The sequence below is a fragment of the Flavobacterium geliluteum genome, assembly GCF_017948595.1.
Classification (GTDB): domain Bacteria; phylum Bacteroidota; class Bacteroidia; order Flavobacteriales; family Flavobacteriaceae; genus Flavobacterium; species Flavobacterium flavipigmentatum.
The window spans coordinates 23,273-46,127 of record NZ_JAGFBV010000021.1 but is presented as its reverse complement, the minus strand read 5'-3'; the positions used below and the strand labels follow the sequence as shown (position 1 = coordinate 46,127).

At 36.7% G+C, this 22,855-nt stretch carries 19 protein-coding genes; 10 read left to right on the top strand and 9 right to left on the bottom strand.

All coding sequences use genetic code 11. The features are described from left to right. Positions 1–17: 17 nt before the first annotated feature. Both J3495_RS13205 and J3495_RS13200 read right to left on the bottom strand, forming a co-directional pair. The gene (locus J3495_RS13205; protein WP_210667016.1) at positions 18–290 is read right to left on the bottom strand and encodes a hypothetical protein; all 273 of its coding nucleotides are present in this window, start codon (positions 288–290) and stop codon (positions 18–20) included. A 106-nt stretch (positions 291–396) separates the two neighbouring features. Further along, positions 397–957 carry a hypothetical protein gene (locus tag J3495_RS13200; RefSeq protein WP_210667015.1) on the bottom strand — a complete coding sequence of 187 codons (561 nt, stop codon included), beginning with the start codon at positions 955–957 and terminating at the stop codon, positions 397–399. Positions 958–1,555: 598 nt separating this feature from the next. Here J3495_RS13200 and J3495_RS13195 point away from each other — a divergent pair. From J3495_RS13195 to J3495_RS13150, 10 genes are all read left to right on the top strand, one after another. Then, the gene (locus J3495_RS13195) at positions 1,556–1,885 is read left to right on the top strand and encodes a hypothetical protein (RefSeq protein ID WP_210667014.1); all 330 of its coding nucleotides are present in this window, start codon (positions 1,556–1,558) and stop codon (positions 1,883–1,885) included. Positions 1,886–2,045: 160 nt separating this feature from the next. Next, the gene (locus J3495_RS13190; RefSeq protein ID WP_210667013.1) at positions 2,046–2,633 is read left to right on the top strand and encodes a DUF4142 domain-containing protein; all 588 of its coding nucleotides are present in this window, start codon (positions 2,046–2,048) and stop codon (positions 2,631–2,633) included. 403 nt (positions 2,634–3,036) lie between these two features. Beyond that, on the top strand, positions 3,037–3,909 hold the full coding sequence (locus J3495_RS13185; protein ID WP_210667012.1) for a helix-turn-helix domain-containing protein: 873 nt from the start codon (positions 3,037–3,039) through the stop codon (positions 3,907–3,909). A gap of 75 nt (positions 3,910–3,984) precedes the next feature. Beyond that, positions 3,985–4,395 (top strand): OsmC family protein, encoded by a 411-nt coding sequence (locus J3495_RS13180; RefSeq protein ID WP_210667011.1) that lies wholly within the window; start codon positions 3,985–3,987, stop codon positions 4,393–4,395. Between the two features lie 36 nt (positions 4,396–4,431). Beyond that, positions 4,432–5,481 (top strand): alpha/beta hydrolase, encoded by a 1,050-nt coding sequence (locus J3495_RS13175; RefSeq protein WP_210667010.1) that lies wholly within the window; start codon positions 4,432–4,434, stop codon positions 5,479–5,481. A 134-nt stretch (positions 5,482–5,615) separates the two neighbouring features. Then, complete coding sequence (locus J3495_RS13170; RefSeq protein WP_210667009.1) at positions 5,616–5,966, top strand: hypothetical protein; 351 nt, start codon at positions 5,616–5,618, stop codon at positions 5,964–5,966. A gap of 282 nt (positions 5,967–6,248) precedes the next feature. Further along, positions 6,249–6,944, top strand: coding sequence for an ABC transporter ATP-binding protein (locus tag J3495_RS13165; RefSeq protein WP_210667008.1), 696 nt, complete (start codon positions 6,249–6,251; stop codon positions 6,942–6,944). Positions 6,945–6,978: 34 nt separating this feature from the next. Next, a complete protein-coding gene (locus J3495_RS13160; RefSeq protein ID WP_210667007.1) occupies positions 6,979–9,432 on the top strand; it encodes a TonB-dependent siderophore receptor in 2,454 nt (817 codons plus the stop codon). A 9-nt stretch (positions 9,433–9,441) separates the two neighbouring features. Continuing rightward, positions 9,442–10,890 (top strand): ABC transporter permease, encoded by a 1,449-nt coding sequence (locus tag J3495_RS13155; RefSeq protein WP_210667006.1) that lies wholly within the window; start codon positions 9,442–9,444, stop codon positions 10,888–10,890. A 1-nt stretch (position 10,891) separates the two neighbouring features. Continuing rightward, entirely contained in the window at positions 10,892–12,250 is a 1,359-nt protein-coding gene (locus tag J3495_RS13150) for a DUF3526 domain-containing protein (protein WP_210667005.1), read from the top strand. Between the two features lie 74 nt (positions 12,251–12,324). Here J3495_RS13150 and J3495_RS13145 read toward each other — a convergent pair whose 3' ends face one another. From J3495_RS13145 to J3495_RS13115, 7 genes are all read right to left on the bottom strand, one after another. Next, positions 12,325–12,729, bottom strand: coding sequence for a cupin domain-containing protein (locus tag J3495_RS13145; protein WP_210667004.1), 405 nt, complete (start codon positions 12,727–12,729; stop codon positions 12,325–12,327). A gap of 250 nt (positions 12,730–12,979) precedes the next feature. After that, complete coding sequence (locus tag J3495_RS13140) at positions 12,980–13,849, bottom strand: helix-turn-helix domain-containing protein (protein ID WP_210667003.1); 870 nt, start codon at positions 13,847–13,849, stop codon at positions 12,980–12,982. A gap of 195 nt (positions 13,850–14,044) precedes the next feature. Next, a complete protein-coding gene (locus tag J3495_RS13135; RefSeq protein WP_210667002.1) occupies positions 14,045–15,301 on the bottom strand; it encodes a tetratricopeptide repeat protein in 1,257 nt (418 codons plus the stop codon). Position 15,302: 1 nt separating this feature from the next. Further along, entirely contained in the window at positions 15,303–16,613 is a 1,311-nt protein-coding gene (locus J3495_RS13130; RefSeq protein ID WP_210667001.1) for an AAA family ATPase, read from the bottom strand. Positions 16,614–17,214: 601 nt separating this feature from the next. Then, positions 17,215–17,703, bottom strand: a complete 489-nt coding sequence (locus J3495_RS13125; RefSeq protein WP_210667000.1) for a hypothetical protein — start codon at positions 17,701–17,703, stop codon at positions 17,215–17,217. 446 nt (positions 17,704–18,149) lie between these two features. Further along, positions 18,150–19,583: a TolC family protein gene (locus tag J3495_RS13120; RefSeq protein WP_210666999.1), complete on the bottom strand. Its 1,434-nt coding sequence runs from the start codon at positions 19,581–19,583 to the stop codon at positions 18,150–18,152. Continuing rightward, entirely contained in the window at positions 19,576–22,743 is a 3,168-nt protein-coding gene (locus tag J3495_RS13115) for an efflux RND transporter permease subunit (RefSeq protein WP_210666998.1), read from the bottom strand. The genes J3495_RS13120 and J3495_RS13115 overlap by 8 nt, the downstream gene beginning before the upstream one ends. Positions 22,744–22,855 lie beyond the last annotated feature (112 nt).

Here is a 22,855-nt window from a genome sequence, read left to right as displayed (position 1 = left end):
AAGGATTTAGATACGTACTAGTGATTGCCAATATCTTCAATTGTCTCCTCTGGCATAACGTTAGGCTTTATTAATCTTAAAGCTAATTTTGAGAAATAAACTAACAGCAAGACAAAGAATAAGATCCCAACCACATTGCCAAAAAGGAAACCAATACCCTCGGATTTTGATTTGCTGAGTTCGTATTGAATTTGAGGTATCACTTCTAATACAACAAGAATAAGGACTAATCCAAATAATATACAACCGATTAATAAAATGTAACCAAAAACCTTTTTTACTTTCTTCATACAAACATTTAAAATTATTATACATTCATTACTATCAAAAAAATCCAGAGAGTAAATAGTGTTCTAATTGATCATTTACAGTTATTTGATCTAAAATTGCTACTTTTTACTTTTTCTTTTTTATAGAATGTAATAGCTGCCTCATTGCCGTTGAATCTCGCAAAGTATAATTTTCTTTAGATAAATGAACGCTTACAAACAAATCATTATCAAACATACCATACGCATACATATTCTTTTGTCTCATTTTGATTCCCTCATATTCCAGTATATCACATTGTCTAAACATAAAATCATCTGTAATGTTTCCCCAACCCGATTTGTTTACTTCGTATTTTTTTAAAGGAGAATTATCAGAAAAATAAATCATAGGAATACCCGCCATAGCAACTCCTCCAAAAGGCTCTACCATATATTTTTGCTCTTCTTTATTTAGCTTGAAATAATACACAGAACAAATTATCGAATCTTTACTTGTCCCTAAATAATAGTAATCTGTTCCTCTCCACTCCTCTGTAAAACCTTCAAAATTAGTAGCATTTAAGGTAATAGTAGTGTTATTTCTTTTTGGAAAACTAAATTCAACTACTTTTTCATTCGCAAACCTAAAAGAAAACAGTGACGTAAGTATCAACACCGCTATTGTCATTTTTTTAAATCTTTTCATTTGTTTTTTTTAAGTTTTGGATGTTGTTTTACTAGGTAATAAGAATTAAAAAGCAACTGCAATCGGTTTTCTCTAAAACGACCAATTGTCTTTTCACGTGGCTAATATAACAATATTAATAGTGTACAAAAAAATGCCTGCAGAAACTTTATCAACTATGTTATAAGCACAAAAAAGGCAAAATTATAAATCAAACATTCCCAAAAAATTCTCTAAACCTTACACAGATTTTTGGACACTCTCCTATTATGCTGTTCTGAATAGAACTCACGGGGTTCTGAATATAAATTGAGAGGTTTTAACATAAAGCTATGCAGTTTTAACATAAAGCTATAAGGTTCTAATATAAAGTCAAGGAGCTTTAACAAGAAGTCATAGGGCTTTGACATAATGTTATGGGGTTTCAACATAAAGTCGTGAGGTTCTGACAAGAAGTTGTGGGGTTCTGACATAATGTTACGGGGTTCTGAACCTAAACGATGGGGTTCCGAACCTCAACAATGGGGTTCCAAATCTAAACGATGGGGTTCCAAACCTCAACAATGGGGTTCCAAACCTAAACGATGGGGTTCCAAACCTGAACAATGGGGTTCCGAACTTGAACAATGGGGTTCCGAACCTGAACGATGGGGTTCCGAACCTGAACGATGGGGTTCCGAACCTGAACGATGGGGTTCCGAACCTGAACGATGGGGTTCCGAACCTGAACGATGGGGTTCCGAACCTGAACGATGGGGTTCCGAACCTAAACGATGGGGTTCTGAACCTAAACGATGGGGTTCCGAACCTAAACGATGGGGTTCCGAACCTAAACGATGGGGTTCCGAACCTAAACGATGGGGTTCCGAACCTAAACGATGGGGTTCCGAACCCCAAATTTGACGTCTCTGACGTCAAATTTGGGGTAAAACCTTCAAAACGAGGCTAATTCTAGTAAAAATGAAGGTTATTAAGGCTTTCACAGCAGTGAAAAGCTGAGGAATACTAACTGATATTCAAATCCTGTAACATTATCTTAAAATATTGTAAACCAAATCTTATGTTAGCTGAGTAATTTTACATCGTAGAAACACTAAAAACTTTCGATCATGAAAAAAATACTATTAGCCAGCAAATTGATTTTAGGCGCAGGACTTATTATTATCTTTTTGCAATCGTGCAAAAACGAAGCAAAACAAGAAGATCCTAAAGAAGTTGCCGAAGATACTAATGAAGCCAAATTTGACTCTATTGAGGACACCAAAAATGATTCTGAATTTCTTGTTGATATTGCCGAAGTGAATTTGGCTGAAATTGAAATTGGAAAATTAGCTCAGATAAAAAGTACCAACTCCGAAGTAAAAAAGTTTGGTAAAATGTTGGTAGACGAGCACACTAAAGCGGCTACTGAAGTAAGTGCTTTGGCAGATGCCAAAAACATTACTTTGCCAGTTGCAATTACCGAAGATGGTAAGGAAGAATACAACCAACTAAACGAGAAATCAGGTACTGATTTTGACAAAAAGTTTGCAGATATGATGATCGATGGTCACCAAAAAGCAATTGATAAACTTAGAAAAGCTTCTGAAGACGCGACAGATCAAGACGTTAAACTTTGGGCTTCTAATAGTATTGCAGGTATGACCGCACATTTGGAACATGCCAAAATGCTCAAACAAAATTTAGATAAAAAATAAACGGATACTCGTTATCGGTTTATTTTCAAAAGAACCCGCAAACATCTCAGTGTTTGCGGGTTTTTCGTATTATAAACCAAGTAAAACCTATTGTTGCCACCACTCACTCCACAAGGTGACGATTATAGAGCTAGTAGAAAATATAATTTTTAATAATCCCGCATTCTTCCCCTCCAAAAAAGGCAACTTCTAGTGGTTTTACAAAGCCAATTTTGCCTCTAACTGCTGAAATTGTAGCAAATAAGGATTGCTTAAAATTAAAAATGCCTTTGTATCTTTACTAGCAATAAAAAGTATGGAGAGAAGCGCTTTTGAACTGTTTTTAAAGCACGAGACGTACTTTTTAGCAAGCACAAAATAGCGATACTTTTTCAGTTTTAATACACCTAAACAATAGCAGATCATGAGTAACCCTGTCTTTTTTGAATCGAATTATAAAAAAATAGGCTTTTTTATTGTGAATGAAAATTCGATGGAAGATATCAATGGCGATGCATACAAATCATACATCAAAGTGCTTTATTTACCGGAAGAATACTCCGTTACGATTGATTTTAAGCAGTACCACACTACTACGCCGGCACTTTTTTTTATCAATAGCAATCAATATTTGCAAATTGACAAAGAAGGTCAAAAGCAAGGCTATTTTATGTTCTACAACCGTGATTTTTATTGTGTACAGATTCATGATGCCGAGGTAGCCTGCGATGGTTTGCTGTTTAATAATATTTTTGAGATGCCCATGACGGCTTTGCCGGCACATCATGTTGCCCCTGTAGAAAGCATCTATCACCTCTTGCAGGAAGAGTTTGACCATCCTGATCCTTCGCAGGAAGAAATGATCAGGACGTATTTGAAACAACTTATCATAAGAGCAACCCGCCTCTGGAAAATGCAGCAATTGGGGGCTTTGAACCAAGAGCCATCTAAAGAAATCGAGTTTTTTAGAGATTTTAGCCGTCTGGTCGATATTCATTTCAGAACCAAACATACCGTAGCAGATTATGCCGCTATGTTGGGGCTGGCTCCCAAAACATTGTCGAATAAATTTAATAGGCTGGAGCTTGCGCAACCCAACGACATTATAAAAGAGCGCATTATTCTGGAAGCAAAAAGGCTTTTGGGACATTCTGGTTTGAGTGTAAAAGAAATTGCCTATCAGTTGGGGTATGAAGATCCGGCTTACTTTAACCGACTTTTTACTCACAAAGTTGGTGACACTCCTTCAAATTTTAAGAAAAAATACCTTCAAGGGAAAAATGTACAATTAGAATAGACTTTTGTGTATTTCCAGAGCTTTATTACCGACATATCTTTGTACCATCAAAATAACTGATAAACATTTTAAGATATGAAACGTAAAGCTCAAGCCGTTTGGAACGGAGACATTAAAAACGGAAAAGGAACCCTAACTACCGCTAGTACGGTATTAAACCAAACTCAATATTCTTTTAACAGCCGCTTTGCCGAAGGCGTAGGTACCAATCCTGAAGAACTTCTGGCAGCTGCTCATGCTGGTTGTTTTACTATGAAACTGAGTTTAGATCTTGCCACAGCAGGTTTTACTGCAGAAGAATTAACCACACAATCTACCATTACTTTAAACGACGGAAAAATTACACAATCCTTATTGGTATTGAATGCTAAAGTACCCGGAATTTCTGAAGAAGAATTTTTGAGAATTGCAAAAGGAGCCGAACAAACTTGTCCGGTAAGTCAGGCTTTTTCTTTTGAAATTGTTTTGGAAGCACATCTTATTTAATTAAAAAACAAAACATTACACTAAAAATATACCATTATGAAAACTATAAAATTAATACAAAGCAGTATCTTTATTTTTGCATTATTAACTGTAAATACCATAGCCATGGCACAAGAAAGACAATACAAAGGAGAAAATGACCCGGAAGTTTTTACTGAAATACGCAGCTTCTTGAAAGCATTAAACTCAGGCAACGGCAAACCGCTGGAACAATTGAGTGTTGCAGATGCACGCGGCGTATTGGTTGGTGCACAGCAATCTGTAGCAGTAGATTATTCGGGTATTGAAGAATCTGAGAAAGTGATTACTCAGAATGGTTTGAAGGTAAACATTCATATCACAAAACCGAAAGGAGCTAAAGCAAATGCACCAGTGTTTATCTTCATCCACGGTGGCGGATGGGTTCTAGGAGATTACCATACCCACAGAAGATTGGTGAGAGATTTAGTCGTAGAAAGTGGCGCTGTAGCGGTATTTCCAGATTATACTCCTTCACCAGAAGCGCAATATCCAGTTGCGATAAACGAAATATATGCTGCCACCCAATGGGTAGCCGAAAACGGAAAAGAAATTGGTGTAGACGGTAAAAACCTTGCCGTGGTTGGGAACAGTGTTGGTGGAAACATGAGCGCGGCGATTACGCTGATGGCAAAAGATAAAAAAGGCCCTCATATTAAATTGCAAGTTTTATTATGGCCCGTTACGGATGCTAATTTTGAAACAGCTTCTTACAACTCTTATGCTAACGGAAGATTTTTGACCAAAAATATGATGAAATGGTTTTGGAATAACTACTTGCCAGATGCTTCTAAAAGAACCGAAAAATATGCTTCGCCTTTGCAAGCGAGTGTAGAAGAACTTAAAAACCTGCCACCTGCTCTGGTACAAACAGCCGAAAATGATGTGTTAAGAGACGAAGGTGAAGCATACGCCAGAAAACTAAACGAAGCCGGCGTACCTGTAACCCTAACACGATACAGCGGAATGATTCATGATTACGGATTGTTAAATCCGATTGCGGATGTACCAGCCGTGCAAACTGCCATTAAACAAGCAGCTGTGGTGATTAAAACTACTTTAAAATAAAAAATACCGCTTTTTTTAAGCCTCAAAAGAGAGTTGACTTTGGTATCAGCTCTCTTTTTTATTACAGACGATGCTATATTTCTAAATAAGATTTCTATATTTGCAACCTAATTGCGTTATAGCAAACAGAAAGAATGAAAAACAAATTTGCCTTCCTTAATTTTGCCGTATCTCTGGTAGTATTGTTTGCAATGCTGTTTCAGACCGTTCATTCTTACGAACATGTGTACAGGCAAATTACCGAAACACATTGCGATCACAGTGATAGTACCAGCAAAAATCAAATTACGCACAGTCACTCCATTGATAGTGATTGTTCTATCTGCCACTTTGCTTTCAGTACTTTTATCCCCATCGATTTTTATTACGCCGCTTTTACCAACTTTACAGAAGCAACTTCGTGCACATTTTTGTATGCTGCAGTAAGTACCACTTTTTTTAAAGGAAGTCTTTTTGCACTTCGTGCACCTCCTGCCCTTTTATAATCCTAAATTAGATTTGTATTTGAATATAAAAGTAGAGTTGTGTCTTGTTTTTAAATAATGACAAGACAATTACTGGTTACACTACGCTTTTGATATTTTTTTACAGCACTAATTTATACTACACTTTTTTGTCGAGACAGTTGGCAAGTACTCTTTTGTAGTATTTGTGCTGGGCTTTATCATCATTTCAATTATCCTATTCAACTGACTTTCAATAGTAAAACATTATTGAATATTGGTGATTTATAGTATTCTAATATCAATCCAAAACAAACACATACTATGCTTATAGCAGAAAACCTAACTAAAAAATATGGCAATCAAATTGCACTGAATGCGCTGAATTTAACCATTAAAAAAGGAGAAATCTTTGCATTATTGGGGCAGAATGGTGCTGGAAAAACCACTACTATCAATCTTTTTTTGGGGTTTATTGAGCCTACAGAAGGAGAATTAAAAATAAATGATATTTCGGTTACTCAAAACCCGCAAGAGACTAAAAAGCATATCGCTTATATTCCCGAAACTGTAATGTTATATCCTAATCTAACCGGAATAGAGAATCTTAAATTCTTCTCGTCTTTGGCAGGTTTTAAATATTCTGAAGGAGAATTGGCTTATTTTTTAAACAAAGCTGGATTACAAACAACGGCTCATCATCAGACCTTAGGTGGCTATTCTAAAGGAATGAGACAAAAAGTAGGCATTGCCATCGCTATCGCCAAACAAGCAAAGGTTTTATTGCTTGACGAGCCCACAAGCGGATTAGACCCAAAAGCTTCTAATGAGTTTTCGCAAATTCTAAAAGAACTTTCAGCCGAAGGAACTGCCATATTGATGGCCACTCATGATATTTTTAGAGCCAGAGAAGTCGCAACACACATCGGAATCATGAAACAGGGAAATCTTATGACCATTGTTGAAGCTGCGGCAATATCAGCCAACGAGCTTGAAGATTTATATTTACAAACTGTCTAAACGGAGATACAACCCTCTTTATCCACCTACCATAATGAAACATTTACACCTCATTTTATTCCTCTTCCTTGGGATGAATATTATAAACGCCCAACAAATTACAGGAAAAATCACCGATAGCGACACCAAAGAAGGAATCGCGGGTGCAACCATTAAATTACTGAATTCTGATCTGCAAACCACCACTGCAACAGACGGGAACTTTGCTATTGAAGGCGAAGGAATACTAGAAATTACGGCCGCAGGTTACAAGACAATTCAAGTAAAATCGGGTGCAAAATTTCTAAATATCGAAATCAATTCTGATCGAAACGAGTTGCAAACGGTCGAAATCCTTGGTCGTGCTTCTAAAAAATACAATAGTGATTATTCTTTTTCGGCAACAAAAATTGCAGCACTCAATAAAGATATTCCACAATCTATCTCGACAATTACCAAAGAATTAATTGCCGACAAAAATGCTTTTTATCTCGCAGATGCCGTAAAAATGGCCAGTGGCGTAATTCCGTCTAGCTATTACAACCAATATTCCATTAGAGGTATCAGTCAAAATGAAGAAGGCCAAATCATCAACGGCATGCGTACACGTCAATACTATTTTTTACAGCCTTTAACAAATAATATAGAACGTGTTGAAGTAATCAAAGGACCATCTAGTGCCACTTTTTCTTCTGTTGATCCGGGCGGAAGTATCAATCTGGTGACCAAAAAACCGTTGGCTGTTGATCGTAAAGAAGTTAGTTTAAGTGTCGGAAGTTTTAGCACTTTTAGAGGAACTCTTGATTTTACAGGACCTTTAAACGAATCTAAAACACTTTTATACCGAGTAAACGGAGCGTATCAAGAGGCGAAATCCTTTCGTGATTTGGTGGGAAACAAATCGTTTTTAATCTCTCCTTCTTTCAGTTATATTCCGAATGAAAAAACCGCCATTAATACCGAATTGATACTGAGCGACATGACGGGAAATCTCGACAGAGGTCAGCCCATTTTTGGAGCTGTGGCTGGAACAACCAATTTGAACAAAACACCGATAAGCCTTAATCTGGGAGCTCCAAATGATTTTTTTAAGTCGAAGGAAATGATTTTGATGACCAATTTTGCACATAAATTTACTTCAAAAATTGGTTTTAATGCTTCGTATATGAAACAATCCTGGACAGAAAACCTTCAGGAACACCGCACTACCAATGCTTTTGCTGTAGACATCAACAACCAGCCGGTAGCGAGTCTGGCAATGATGCAATTTGTGCAACGCCAGCAATATTGGAATGTCGATAATTTGAACGCTTATTTTAATTTTGATTTTAAAACCGGAAAACTCCGTCACAAATTACTAACCGGATATGATTTGAGCAGTTGGAACAAAACCAAAGGTGGTGGCCAAAATGCAGCAAGAGGTTATTTACTAAAAGACGGAACTGTTGCCAGTACGTTTGTTCTGGCTAACGCCGATAACTATCAGACGACCACCATAGATGGCGTGGTTTTGCCAAAGCCTAATGTTAATTATTTTAATTTGAATACTCCCACCTACACCCTTCGAAACATTGAAGATTATACTTTGAATGTGAGAACTGCCTTGCCATCGGCACTCACAACGACCAATGCTATTTATATTCAGGATCAGATTCAGTGGGCAAAATTTACTTTTTTACTGGGTTTAAGAAACGAATGGTTTGAAGACATTACCAATTATGAAACAACGAATGAATTGACGGTAAAAAAATCGGCCTTGTTGCCCCGAGTTGGTGTGACTTATGCAATTAACGATGCTGTAAATATCTACACGACGTATCTGGAGGGCTATCAGCCACAGTCTAATACAGTTACATTAATGCCACAAACAGGATCATTGCCTGCAGGAAGTTTGTTTGACCCTCTGGAAAGTAATCTGAAAGAATTTGGAGCAAAAGCTACGTTATTCAACAACAAAATAAGTATAAATGCGGCGGTTTATGAAATCAATCAGCGAAACATTCTGATGAATGCCAATGATCCTATCAATCCTGATTTATTGGTTACAAGAGGCGCTGAACGCAGTCGTGGCTTCGAATGCGACATTGCTGGATACATCACTACCAACTGGCAAATAAACGCTTCTTACAGTTATATTGATGCCGAAATTACCAACGATAGAGAGGCCTCTTTGATTGGAGCCCGAAAACAAAATACGCCAAAAAATAGTGCCAATCTCTGGACACGTTACAATTTTGATTCGGCTTCAGCTTTAAGTGATTTCGGAATTGGTTTGGGAATGCAATACCAAAGCAGCAAAATTCCTTGGTTTACAAGAGATTTTACAATTCCGGATTTTACCGTTTTTGATGCTGCACTTTATTACAAACCTACAAAAAGCAACATGCAAATTGCCATTAATGCAGGTAATTTACTAAATAAAACGTATTGGCTGGGAGCTCAAAACTATCTCCGCTTATTTCCCGGAGCCCCAAGAAATGCCACTCTCACCGTAACTTATAAATTTTAAGCTGTAACCATGTCATTACATAACAAAATTTTAATAGCCAAGCATTTTAAAAATAGTGTTTTTAGAAATACCGCCGTATTAATCATCATTCTTTTTATTGGTATTTTACTATTATACGCTGCTTTTTCAGGCTGGCAAAAATATACTCACCAGCGTCATACAAGCGAAAAATACCAACAGCAATCGCGAGAAGACTGGCTCAAAAATCCGGACAAAAATCCGCATAGAATGGCACATTACGGCAATTTTGCTTTTAGAAAAAATACTTCTTTAAGCGTTTTTGAATTTGGAATGGAACCGTTTTTTGGTAACGCCATTTTTCTCGAAGCTCACAAGCAAAATACCGCCAATTTCTCTGAAGCGGGTTTCTCAAACAGTATGCTTCGCTTTGGAGAAATTACTATCGCAATGATATTGCAAATCTTATTGCCTTTGCTTATTTTTTTTATTGGTTTTAATGCGATCGCAGCCGAAAGAGAAAACGGAACTTTAAAGCTAATCCTGAGTCAGGGCGTTAGCTGGAAAGAACTTTTATGGGGCAAAATATTTGGAATTGCCAGCGTCATTATGATGCTCTTTGTTCCTGCAATAATGGTACTTGTTTTTATTTGGATGTTGCTTCAGAACTTTACCATTTCATGGGATGAAACGATCAAATTGTTGCTTTTTATCGGTTTTCATTTTATTTATTTAATGTTTTTCTGCACCATTGCTGTTCTTATTTCCGCGGCAAGCGCAACCTCCAAAAAAGCATTGATTTCGCTAATAGGTATATGGTTAATTTTTACAATTATTCTACCAAGAGGCACACAGGCTCTGGGGGCATACATTTATGAAGCTCCTTCGAAAATACAATTTAATAGCAATATCGAAAAAGACATTTTGCAACAAGGCGACAGTCACAATCCGAACGATGTGCACTACAAAGCAATCAAAGACTCTTTGCTTCTTGCTTACAAAGTTGATTCTGTACAGAAATTACCATTTAATTACTCTGGTTTTATAATGGCTGAGGGCGAAAAAATCAGTGCTCGCATTTACAACCAACATTTGGATACTTTGTTGCAGGTGTATGATAAGCAGAATAGTTTTTCAAAAGCGATTTCATTTGTAAATCCGTATATCGCCATAAAAAATTTATCGATGGCATTGTCCAATACCGATTATGATTCGTACATCGATTTTCAAAAGCAAGCCGAAAAATATCGTTATGATATGGCGCAAAAGATGAATGCCTTGCAGATCAAATACATTAGTAATAAAAAGCAAAAACCTGGCGACAAGCCTTATACTATTCATAAAAATCACTGGGCCGATGTACAAGAATTCTACTATCAGCCAAAAGGGGTGTTTTTAGTTTTAAAAAACGAAATCATTTCAATATTCTCAATTATTCTCTGGGTTGGTTTGTTGTTTATTTTAATCAGACTGGCAGCTAAAAACCTCAAAGCAATTTAATATGTTAGCACTACTATTTAAAAACTTCTTCCGCTCAAGGGGAACCAAAATTGGATTATTATTTCTTTTAATAATAAGCTGTTTAAGCCTTTTAATAGGACAACAATATCAGAAAAAGCAAAACCAAAATAACATTGAAGCAAAGATCTACCAGAAAGAGCATATTGCTAAAAATGTTAAATTTCACGCTGATGAAATTGGTCTTTTGCTTTATTATGTAAAGTTTTCATTGGTCAACCAAACTCTTCCTATAAACAGTTTGGCAATTGGGCAGCGCGATGTCAATCCGTCGATACAAAGTGTAACGATTCGTGGTCTCGAAGGACAAAAATATGATGCTGAGCTGAATAATCCGAACAATCTTCTGTTAGGCAATATCGATTTTAGTTTTGTACTGATTTATCTTTTCCCTTTATTGATAATTGCTTTTTCATACAATTTAGTTTCTGAGGAAAAAGAAAGCGGAACCTGGAAAATTGTGGCGACACAAAGCTCAAATATCTTTTTGTACATTCTTAAACTATTTTATATCAGAATACTAAGCTTGGTTTCTCTTTTATCAATAGTACTATTTATGTCGGTTTTTCTTTTGGATATTCCTCTTGATTTCTCGTTTCTAATTTTCTACGGCATCGGGATTTTGTACGTGTTCTTCTGGTTTGCCATTTGCTTTTTTATCGTTTCGCTGCAAAAAAATTCTAATTTTAATGCCGTTATTTTATTGACGATCTGGTTGTTTCTGATGATCATTTTGCCTGCTACAATCAATACTTATATCACCAATCAATATCCTGTGCCAGAAGCATTAGAATTGACTGTAAAACAGCGAAATGCTTATCATGAGAAATGGGATATGGACAAAAAGATTACAATGTCTAAGTTTTTTGCTCATTATCCGCAATTCAAAAGTTATGCTTTGCCTGACAAAGAATTCAGTTGGCTTTGGTATTATGCAATGCAGCAAATGGGTGATGATGATTCGAGCAAAGAATCTCAGGAATTAGCCCTAAAATTAGAGCAAAGAAACAAAGCGAGTCAAACTATTGCACAATTTATTCCTAGTTTACACGCGCAAATACAGCTCAACGAAATTGCCAAATCTGATTTAGGCAATCAGCTTTTATTTCTAAAAGAAACCAAAAAATTTCATGAAAAAATGCGTCTGTATTTTTATCCCAAAATATTTGGTGAGGAAGCAGTAGAGAAAGAAAACTGGGAAAAATTTAAAGTGGAAACTTTTACTGATACATCAAAAATAAACGTTGTAAAAGCCTTTCTTCCGTTATTGGTTTTCAATATAATATTAGTTTTTTTAGGTTGGTGGAAATTTAAAAAAAGAAATCAGTTTAAGGCTTATTAATTTTTTTATTTCCATAATAAAAGTCCCTCTTCGTAATGAATTGGGACTTTTTGTATTTTTTTTAGATGAAAAACTTACTTTCCAAAATTATAATATTCATCGTCACTCACGCTTTCGAGCCAAATTCCTTTGCCTTTGTCTATTTCTGTTATGATCGATATTTGGGCGAATCGGCTAAAGGGTGTGGCGCCATACCAATGTTCTACTCCCGGTAATATGGTTACGACTTCGTCTTTGTGAAGCAATCGTATAGCTGCCCCTTTTTCCTGAAAATAACCAATGCCGTCTGTTGCAATAAGCAGCTGCAAACTCGCATTGATGTGCCAGTTGCATCTCGCACCGGGCTCAAAAGCCACTTCTTTAATAATGGTATTTTCGGGATGAATGGTACTGGTTTGTTTTTTATAAGTAACATCGCCAGTCATATACGTATTGGGTATTTTTCCTTCTTCGATACTAATGGTGTAAGGTGTTGGCATGGTATAGTTGTGTTAAATTGGTTTGTATTAAAAAATGAACAATGTTGCTTGCTGGTTCCAGAATAGAATCCGTTTATGATAGTGCTGACAGCAGTAAATAAGGAAAACAAAAGTTGTTTTTGGGTAGTATATTGGCAGTTCGTCAACTACCAACAGGTATTTTTACTACTTATTTCGATACAAATGTACTTTAGTAGCAACGACATTAGATAACAATAATCAAACAAAAAATTATGAATTTGAAACAATTTTACATTCTCAACGATTTCGGAACCGTTCCGGTAAGTCTTTTAAAGTAATTATTAAAATAGCTCGGATATTCGAACCCCAAGGAATATCCAATATCAGCAATACTCCAGTTGGTGTGCTGTAATAAGGCTTTTGCTTCGCCGATAATTCTCTCAGAAATATGAGCGGTAGTCGATTTTCCGGTAATTTCTTTTACCGAACGATTGAGATGATTTACATGTACAGCAAGGCTTTGTGCATAATCCTGTGGTGTTTTTAAAATCAGCGGACTGTCTTTTGCTTCTATCGGAAATTGTCTTTCTAAAAGTTCTAAAAATAAAGAAGTGATTCTGGCGGAAGCATTTTTATGTTTAAAAAAATTCTCCGAAGGCTGCATTTTCATCGACTCGTGAAGAATCAGGTTGATATAATTGCGGAGCAAATCATCTTTAAAAACATAATCTGTTTCTTGTTCTGCAATCATTTTTTCGAACAAAGTATCTATAAATACCTTTTGATCAGGCGATAAATTAAAAATCGGCGTTCCTCCTATCTTAAACAAAGGCGATTGATGCAGACTTTCAGAGCGGTCATTTACTTTAAGAAACTCTTCTGTAAAAACACAGGCATATCCCTCATAAGGGGAGATTGCTTCCCATGAATATGGTATATGAGGATTCCCGAAAAACAATATGGTTCCATCTACCTCAATGCCGCGATCGGCATAATGAATAAGGCTTTGACTGGTATTAATGCAAATTTTGTAGAAATCCCTGCGGTTGTAAGACGGAATCTTACTCACATCATCACTGATTTTATAAACCTTAAAGCCTTTTAGTTTTAAATCACTTGCGTTAAAGTCTGAAAGCGGAGAAACAGTTTGATCATTCATAAAACAAAGTTATGAAATTCAAACAGAAATAAAAAAAACTTGTTTAATGTTTCAAGTTTTACGTTACACTGAGAAAAACGGAAAGATTAGTAAACTATTTCTTTGGTGATAAACAAACCAAAAAGCGCAGGAGAAAAATAATTCTGCTGCGCTTTTTATTACCTATAATGAGTTGTAAACTACTTAATTTTTCAATCAATAATTACTCTGTTTTATGATCATGAAGTTGGCAACCCATTGAAAAACTATAAACCCGAATAGAAAGGATATCGACATAATGTTGAATAACTCTCCTGTTACAAAAGTGAGCCCAATGGCGGCAAGACCAACAACTGCCAGTACAATGCTGTATATCAAGAGCGAATATTTGTATTTTGTGGGCGAAAACATCACGCTGCAAGGCAACATCATGGCGCATCCAAAAACCGCTACCGATAAAAACCGCTCATCCGGCAAAATAAAATAGAGTGCCAAACCTACGGCAAAAAGTCCCAGACCTGCCGCAACAAAATTAGAACTCTGCCTTTGTTTTTTGGTAAGCAATAGTTGCCCGTATTTATTAAAACGTAAAAATAAATTGCCAATCGGGTAAATAACCCAAGTAGAATACGCAAACAATGCCAAAAGAATAAGTAAAGGATTAAGATAGGGCCGCAACGCCTCATTATGATCTGCCAACGTTCTCAAAGCCCTAAATCCGAGGTAAAAACCAATCACTACTCCCCATTGGTATTTAGAGGTTAAGTTCCCCATCCAGAAAGAATACTTTAAATACACTCTATAAACAGGATTTGTCGCTTTTATCGCTTCGAGCATTCCGGATTGTGCGTATGCAAAATTAGGATCGCTTTTTAAGGCTTCGTTAAAGTGTTCTAATGCTTTTTTATTCTCACCTTTCTCGAGTAAACCCCAGCCATAATTGGCATGTGTATACGCATTATTGGGATCCTCTCTCAAAGCACCTTCAATGGTATCAAAAGACTCCTCGCTTTTATTCAATTTTAAGAGAGCGGTACTTCGGGTGTTAAGCCCTAATAGGTTTTCGGCGTCTATTTCAAGTGCTTTATCGGCAAATTCTAAAGCGACTTCATATTGTTTGCGCGCTAATTTTATATTGGCCAGAAAAGCAAAATAATCTGCATCGTACGGATCAAACTCAATGGCCTGCATGATGTATTTTTCTGCTTCATCGTACTCATCCTGCTGAATCGCAATTCTCGACTTAATATAAAAAAGATGAGGAGCATCGGGCGCTAACCCAATCGCATTGTCAATAAGGCTTCTGGCGACATCAAAGCGATCCTGCTGCAAATGAACTTCGGCAAGCAGGGACAATAAATAGATATTATTGGCATCTGCAGCAAGTAAGTCCTTCAATACTTTTTCGGCCTCTGTATATTTTTTTTGTTGAATTAAAATGCTAACTTTTGATAACTGATAATCTTCTGTCATATTATTTTTTAAGTTTTAAATACGTTAGAATATCATCATACAATCCTGAATCATTGGCAAACATCGCAAAGTTTTTGGCTGTCATAAACCATTCTTGCGTGCTTGCTTTGTGCTTCTTGATGGCATTTTGCAAATCTTTTGTACTAATAGGTTTCGGAATACCATCCTCAAAAGACGATTCCAGTTTTTGCTCAATCGCAATATCGATCATGGCTTCTATATCGGCTCCGGAATAGTTTTCTATCTTTTTCGAAATAGTGCTATAATCAATCGTTTCGATCGGTTTGTTTTTTAGTTTCAATCTCAAGATAGATTCTCTTGAAGTTTCGTCTGGTGGCGGTACAAAAACAATTCTGTCAAAACGACCTGGGCGTCTAAAAGCCGGATCGAGATTCCACGGTGTGTTGGTCGCACCAAGTACCAATATTCCCTCATTGTTATGCTCTATTCCGTCCAGTTCCTGCAAGAACTGATTGATCAAATGTCGCCCGCTGGATTGCTTCATGTCGCTTCGGCTGGCTCCCAAAGCATCTATTTCATCAATAAATAAAACACAGGGCGTATTTTGTCTCGCGAGCTCAAAAATATCATGCAGATTTTTTTCGCTGCTGCCAATCCACATGTCCAGAATATCATTCAAACCAACACTTATAAACTTGGCGTTTACTTGTCCCGCCGTTGCTTTGGCAATATACGTTTTTCCGCAGCCGGGAGGGCCGTATAACAATATCCCGCCACCTATTTTCTTTCCGTAAGCCTTATAAAGTTCAGGATGTTGCAGGGGTTTTATGATTTTTAACTCAATCTCTTTCTTCACCGATTCCATGCCACCAACATCTGAAAAATTAACGGTTGGTTTCTCCAAAAATCTACTGTCTATCTCTTCATCTTCCGCTTCCTGCACCTCATTAGTTCCTCTCAATCGCAACTGATTGTCAAGTTCTTCATCAAAATATTTGGGGTCTATGGCCAATGCTTTTTTATAGGTTTCGATGGCTTTTCCAACCGAATTTTCTTTTAAAAGTCCTTTCGCATACAGCGTAAAAGTGCTCAAATCCTGAGTTCCGTTCTCGATCACTTCCTCCAAAATCACATTGCAGGCAGAGTAGCTTCCTTTTTTAAAGAATGTTGTCGCAAGTCCCACTTTTACCTTAATATCGTTGGTACTTCTTAAAAGCGTAAGATATTCTGTTTCTGCTTCTTCCAGCCTGTTAAGCGCCAGCAAAGTCTCGGCCAAAAGCATCCTCAACGGTGTATTTTCGGGCGAATGTTTTAATGCTTCTTTTAAGCTGTCAATTGTATTGTCGTTCATAGTAGGAATGTTACGGTGTCGTCTGTTGTAATTAGTGTCAATTGTGTTCTAAATTTTATTTTGAATAATTTAAAACCTGATATTTTTTATTGTTCGAAAATACAAATTAAAATGATAATTTCACTAAAACGCTCTACTCTGTACGTTACTTATTTAGTTATGAGTTTTTATAACCTTATTAATGGTCTATTGAAGTAAAATCATCAACCATAAGTATTTTTTACTCCTCCGTTGGGGTTGTTTACTCCTCTGATGGGGTTCCGAACCCCATTGATGAGGTTCGAGACGTCAAATTTGGCCCCTACAAACCCCATTTTTGAGGTTCGGAACCCCAAATTTGACGTCTGGAACCCCAAATTTGGGGTGCAATACCCCATCGTTGGGGTTCGGAACCCCATCGCTGGGCCTTAGAACCCCAAAATACCTTTTTTCGGGTTCAATTTTCCTAACTATTCCATATTTACTTATTTTTCGGCGGAGCACGACAAAAAAAACCTTCCGAGTAAACGATTTTTAGTATGCTCGATACTCTCTTTCATCCAAGTCGAATTATTGATAGCATTCCAAACAAAATATTAATTAATACGTTTAATTCTTTTTATTACTTTAAAATTTCAAAAAAATCTTTTTTATTGTAGTAATTAGATATTTTATATAAATCAGCTACTTCCACATAATATTTATAGTCTATATTTTTAATATCTTTTGTTAGAAAAGAAAAAAGAAAATTAATATATCTCGTTCTATAATTTTTTTCAAAATTTTCTAACAGGCCCCCGTCATTAGTTATTAAAACACTAGCCATTTTAAATATCATTTCCCTAGCAACTGATCTTCCTTCAAAGTCATTCTCATAGGCAACTGATGAATGAAGATCTAAATTATATTCGCAAGTAACATATAATTCATTATTTTTAAAATAACAAGTAATCTTAATCTCTTTAGTATTATTCCCTTCATAAATAACATTTATGGCCTTTTTAAACCAATTCTGACGATCAATAAAATCGTCTTTCACTTCATTATTTTGAGCATAAAGATTATTATAAAATGAAACTATCATTAAAATAAAGTAGACTATTTTATTCATAATAAATTAATTAAATTAGTAAAAAAACACAAAATTATTACCCTAATCAAATTCTAAGGCTGAAAGAAACTGATACCACTTTGCCTGATAATTAAAATAAATACATTTATATGCAACAAAGACAGACGAAACTTTAACTATAACTAAGAAGTAATTCTATTGAGCTAATATAAAACATTTTTTATATTAGAAATCTACATTTTTAAGTTACCAAGTTTACTGTTCAATATGTTTTGAAATATTATTAGAATTAGTTATTTAATTAAACTTACCAATAGTTGTTATTTGCCTTCAGATAAAATTCCGACCTACAAAATATCCTGCTAATAACTTCATCACTCGGTCTTAGAAGCGAAAAACATTTTTTTTCGACGGAGCACGACAAAAAAAACCTTCCGAGAATAGCTCTCGAAAGGTTTTGATCTACAAATAATCTAACCAACTAATTATTTCCAACCACCGCCCAGTTCTCTATATACATTTACTGAGGCGTTCAATTGCTGTTTTTTGGTTTCTATCAACTCTAATTTCGATTCTAAGGCATCGCGTTGTGTCATCAATACCTCAAAATAATCTACACGAGCCGATTTGAACAAATCATTAGAGACATCTATCGATTTATTTAGGGCATCAACTTGTTGCGATTTTAGATCGTAACTTTTTTCTAAATTATTGATTTTAGAAAGTTGTGTTGACACTTCTAAATATGCGTTTAGGATCGTTCTGTCATAATTGTACAATGCCTGAAGCTGTCTGGCATTGGCACTGCTAAACTCGGCTTTTATAGCATTTCTGTTGATCAATGGCGCGACTAAATCTCCGGCCAAAGAATACAAAAGCGACTCAGGAAGCGTAAATAAATACGATGGATTGAACGCATTTACCCCTACTCCTGCCGAAATATTCAAAGACGGATAAAACTCGGCACGCGCTACTTTTACATCTAGTTTTGCAGCAGTTAGCTCCATCTCGGCTTTCTTAATATCAGGACGATTGGCCAATAATTGCGACGGAATACCCGAATTGACAGCCGATGGCAATAAAGTGAGGAAATTACTTTTCTCTCTCTTTATTTCCTGCGGATATTGCCCTACCAAGAAGTTAATTTTGTTCTCGGTTTCTTTTATCTGCTGCAAAATATCAAACTCTTTGCTTTTTGAAGCCAATACTTCGGCCTGAAATTTCTGAACCGCCAATTCGGTAGCACGAGCGGCTTCTTTCTGCACTTTTACAATTTCTAATGCATTCGACTGCAACTCGATATTCTGTTTTACAATCTCCAACTGACTGTCTAACGCCATTAATTCGTAATACGAGTTGGCAATTTCTGCAATAAGGCTTGTTACTACAAAATTCTTGCCTTCTACAGTAGCCAAATACCTGCTTACCGCTGCTTTTTTAGAATTGCGTAGTTTTTTCCAGATATCTACTTCCCAATTCGCGTAAGCGCCAATTACAAAATCGCCCAGCGGATCCGGCATTTCTTTACCCGGCTTAATTTCGGTAGAAGCATCACCAGCACCTTGACTGGTATATCGTCCTACTTTTTCTACTCCTGCACCAGCTCTTAAACCAACTGTTGGTAAAAAAGCGCCTTTTCTGATACGGATATCGTTTTTTGCAATTTCGATTTCCTGCAACGTAATCATAAGCTCTTGATTGTTTTTAAGAGCCGAATCGATCAACGCAATCAGATTTTGATCCTTAAAATAGGTTTTCCAAGGAATAGAAGCCGTATTGATCGTGTCTTTATTACTGGTAAAAGCTTCAGGTAGTGGTTTGCTTGCAACGTTAGTATTAACTGCCGGAGCTTTGCAACTTACCACCGCAGCACATGCACCTACAGCAAGTATATATCGGTATGATTTTATTTTATACATGATTGTTGTCAATTTCTTCTGTTAATGGATTTTCTTCTTCCTGTTTAACCAGCTTGTGTTTCTCGGCTATTCTTGCAAAAATGTAATACAATCCCGGAATCACAAATACACCACAAATGGTTCCGATTAGCATACCACCAGCAGCAGCAGTACCAATTGTTCTGTTACCAATTTTACCCGGACCAGTTGCAAAAGCTAGCGGTAGCAAACCTGCTATAAAAGCAAAAGAAGTCATCAAAATAGGTCGGAATCTTGCTTTTGAACCTTCCATAGCCGCTTCAAGAACTGATTTTCCTGCTGCATGCCTTTGTATTGCAAACTCTACAATTAACACGGCGTTTTTACCCAGTAAACCTATAAGCATTACCATGGCAACCTGTGCGTAGATATTGTTTTCCAAACCGGTTAATTTCAGCAAAAGGAAAGCTCCAAAAATACCTGCCGGCAACGAAAGAATTACCGACAATGGCAGAATAAAACTCTCATACTGCGCTGCCAAAACCAAGTACACAAATCCTAAACAGATTAAGAATACCCAAATGGCCTGATTGCCTTGTGCAACTTCATCGGCAGAAATACCTGCCCAATCGATATCATATCCTCTAGGCAATTTTTTGGCCGCCACTTCCTGAATCACTTTAATCGCTGTTCCAGAACTGTATCCTGCAGCAGGCCCACCACTAATTTCGGTAGAAGTATACATGTTGTGTCTGGTAATTTCTGAAAGTCCGTATACTTTTTCTAATCGCATAAAGGCCGAAAAAGGCACCATTTCGTCCCGATTGTTTTTTACATATAATTTTAAAATATCATCTGGTTGTGCACGATATTCCGGAGCTGCCTGAACAATTACTTTATAATTGATTCCGTATTTAATAAAACTAATCTCGTAGTTACTTCCCACAAGAGTTGACAAGGTATTCATGGCATTTTCTATAGAAACACCTTTTTGCTGTGCCAAATCATTATCGACTTTCATCATATACTGAGGAAAACTGGCACTAAAAAAGCTAAATACGTTTGACAATTCAGGACGTTTATTCAATTCTTCTACAAACTCTTTATTGACTTCTTCTAATTTTTTGAAATCACTAGAACCTGTTTTATCCAACAGACGAAGTTCAAACCCTCCTGCTGCACCATATCCTGGTACTGCCGGCGGTTGGAAAAACTCAATATTAGCTCCCGGAATGTCTTTGGATTTTTCTTCCAATTCGGTCATAATTTCCTGAACAGACTCCTTTCTGTCGTTCCAGTCTTTAAGGTTGATCAAACATGTACCTGCATTCGATCCTGTACCCTCTGTTAGAATTTCATAACCTGCCAACGAAGAAACCGATTTTACTCCGTCAATCGTTTCGGCGATTTTTTGCAATTTCTCTGCAATATCATTGGTTCTTTCTAACGAAGAACCCGGCGGCGTCTGAATAATAGCATAAAACATTCCCTGATCCTCATTTGGAATAAATCCGGAAGGAACCGTACTACTGATGAACCACGTTCCGGCACAAAAACCAAGAAGTGCAATAATCGTAATCGCTCTTCTGTTGACAATTTTACCTAATACATTTTGATATTTGCCCTGAGCAAGGTTAAATTTATTGTTGAAACCATCGATAAACCTATTGACAGGTGTTTTCTTTTTAGGTAGTCCATGATTATTTTTCAGCATCATCGCACAAAGTGCTGGTGTCAGGGTCAATGCCACAATACCAGAAAGGATGATGGCGGTTGCCATTGTAATCGAAAACTGTCTGTAAAAAACCCCTACAGGTCCTGACATAAACGCAACCGGAATAAATACCGCAGCCATGAGGAAGGTAATAGCGATAATAGCACCAGCGATCTCGTGCATGGCTTTTTTTGTTGCCTTCATTGGCGAAAGATGCTCTTCCTCCATCTTGGCATGTACGGCTTCAATCACAACAATTGCATCATCGACGACAACTCCAATTGCTAAAACCAACGCAAATAAAGTAATCAGGTTTAATGAAATATCAAAGAATTGCATAAACATAAAAGTACCAACCAACGAAACAGGCACCGCAATAGCAGGAATGACCGTAGAACGCCAGTCTCCTAAGAACAGGAACACTACCAAACCTACCAAAATAAAAGCTTCGATAAGGGTGTGAATTACTTTCTCGATAGAAGCATCAAGGAATTTAGAAACATCATACGAAATTTCATATTCCATTCCTTTTGGAAATTTTTTCTTTATGGTTTCTAATTTGGCTTTTACGTCTTCAATAACCTGATTGGCATTACTGCCAAAAGATTGTTTTAGTACGATAGCTGCTGATGGCTTTCCATTTAAATTAGAATAAATATCATACATCGAACTGCCAAACTCTACTTTGGCGATATCTTTCAAACGTAAAAGTTCACCGTTGCTGTTAGATCGTACTACAATGTTTTCGTACTGTTCTTTGGTGGTAAAACGTCCTGAATATTTTAAAACATATTCAAATGCCTGCGAACGCTTTCCGGAACTTTCGCCCGTTTTACCCGGCGAAGCTTCCAAACTCTGACTTGATAATGCTTCCATTACTTCGTCGGCAGAAATTTTGTAAGCCAGCATACGATCAGGTTTTAGCCAGATACGCATGGCATATTCACGAGTTCCTAAAATATCTCCAGAACCCACACCGTTTACCCTTTTTAATTCTGAAAGTACGTTGATATCTGCATAATTGTACAAAAACTTCATATCGGTGTTTTTGTCTGTACTATAAAGATTCACATACATCAGCATACTCGGTACTTCGCGAGTGATCTTTACACCTTCTCGAACTACCAAAGGAGGTAATTTGTTGGTTACGGAAGCCACACGGTTTTGAACATTAATGGCAGCCTGATTAGGATCTGTACCTAAGTTAAAGACAACTTGTATGCTCGCTTCACCGTCGTTTCCTGCATCAGAGGTCATGTATTTCATGCCAGGAACTCCATTTAGGGCTCTTTCTAAAGGAATAACGACCGATTTGATCATTAATTCCCCATTAGAACCCGGATAATCTGCGGTAATGTTTACCATTGGAGGAGAAATGGAGGGAAACTGCGTAATCGGCAAATTCAATACCGACAAAACTCCTAAAAAGACAATTATTAGCGATATTACTATCGACAGAACAGGTCTTTGTATAAATTTATTAAACATTTATTTATTTTTTAATGATTAAACTAATGGGGAAATTAAAAGTATTTCAAGTTTCAGGTTCCAAGTTTCAAGTTCACATTGGAACCTTAAACTTGAAACATGAAACAAAACC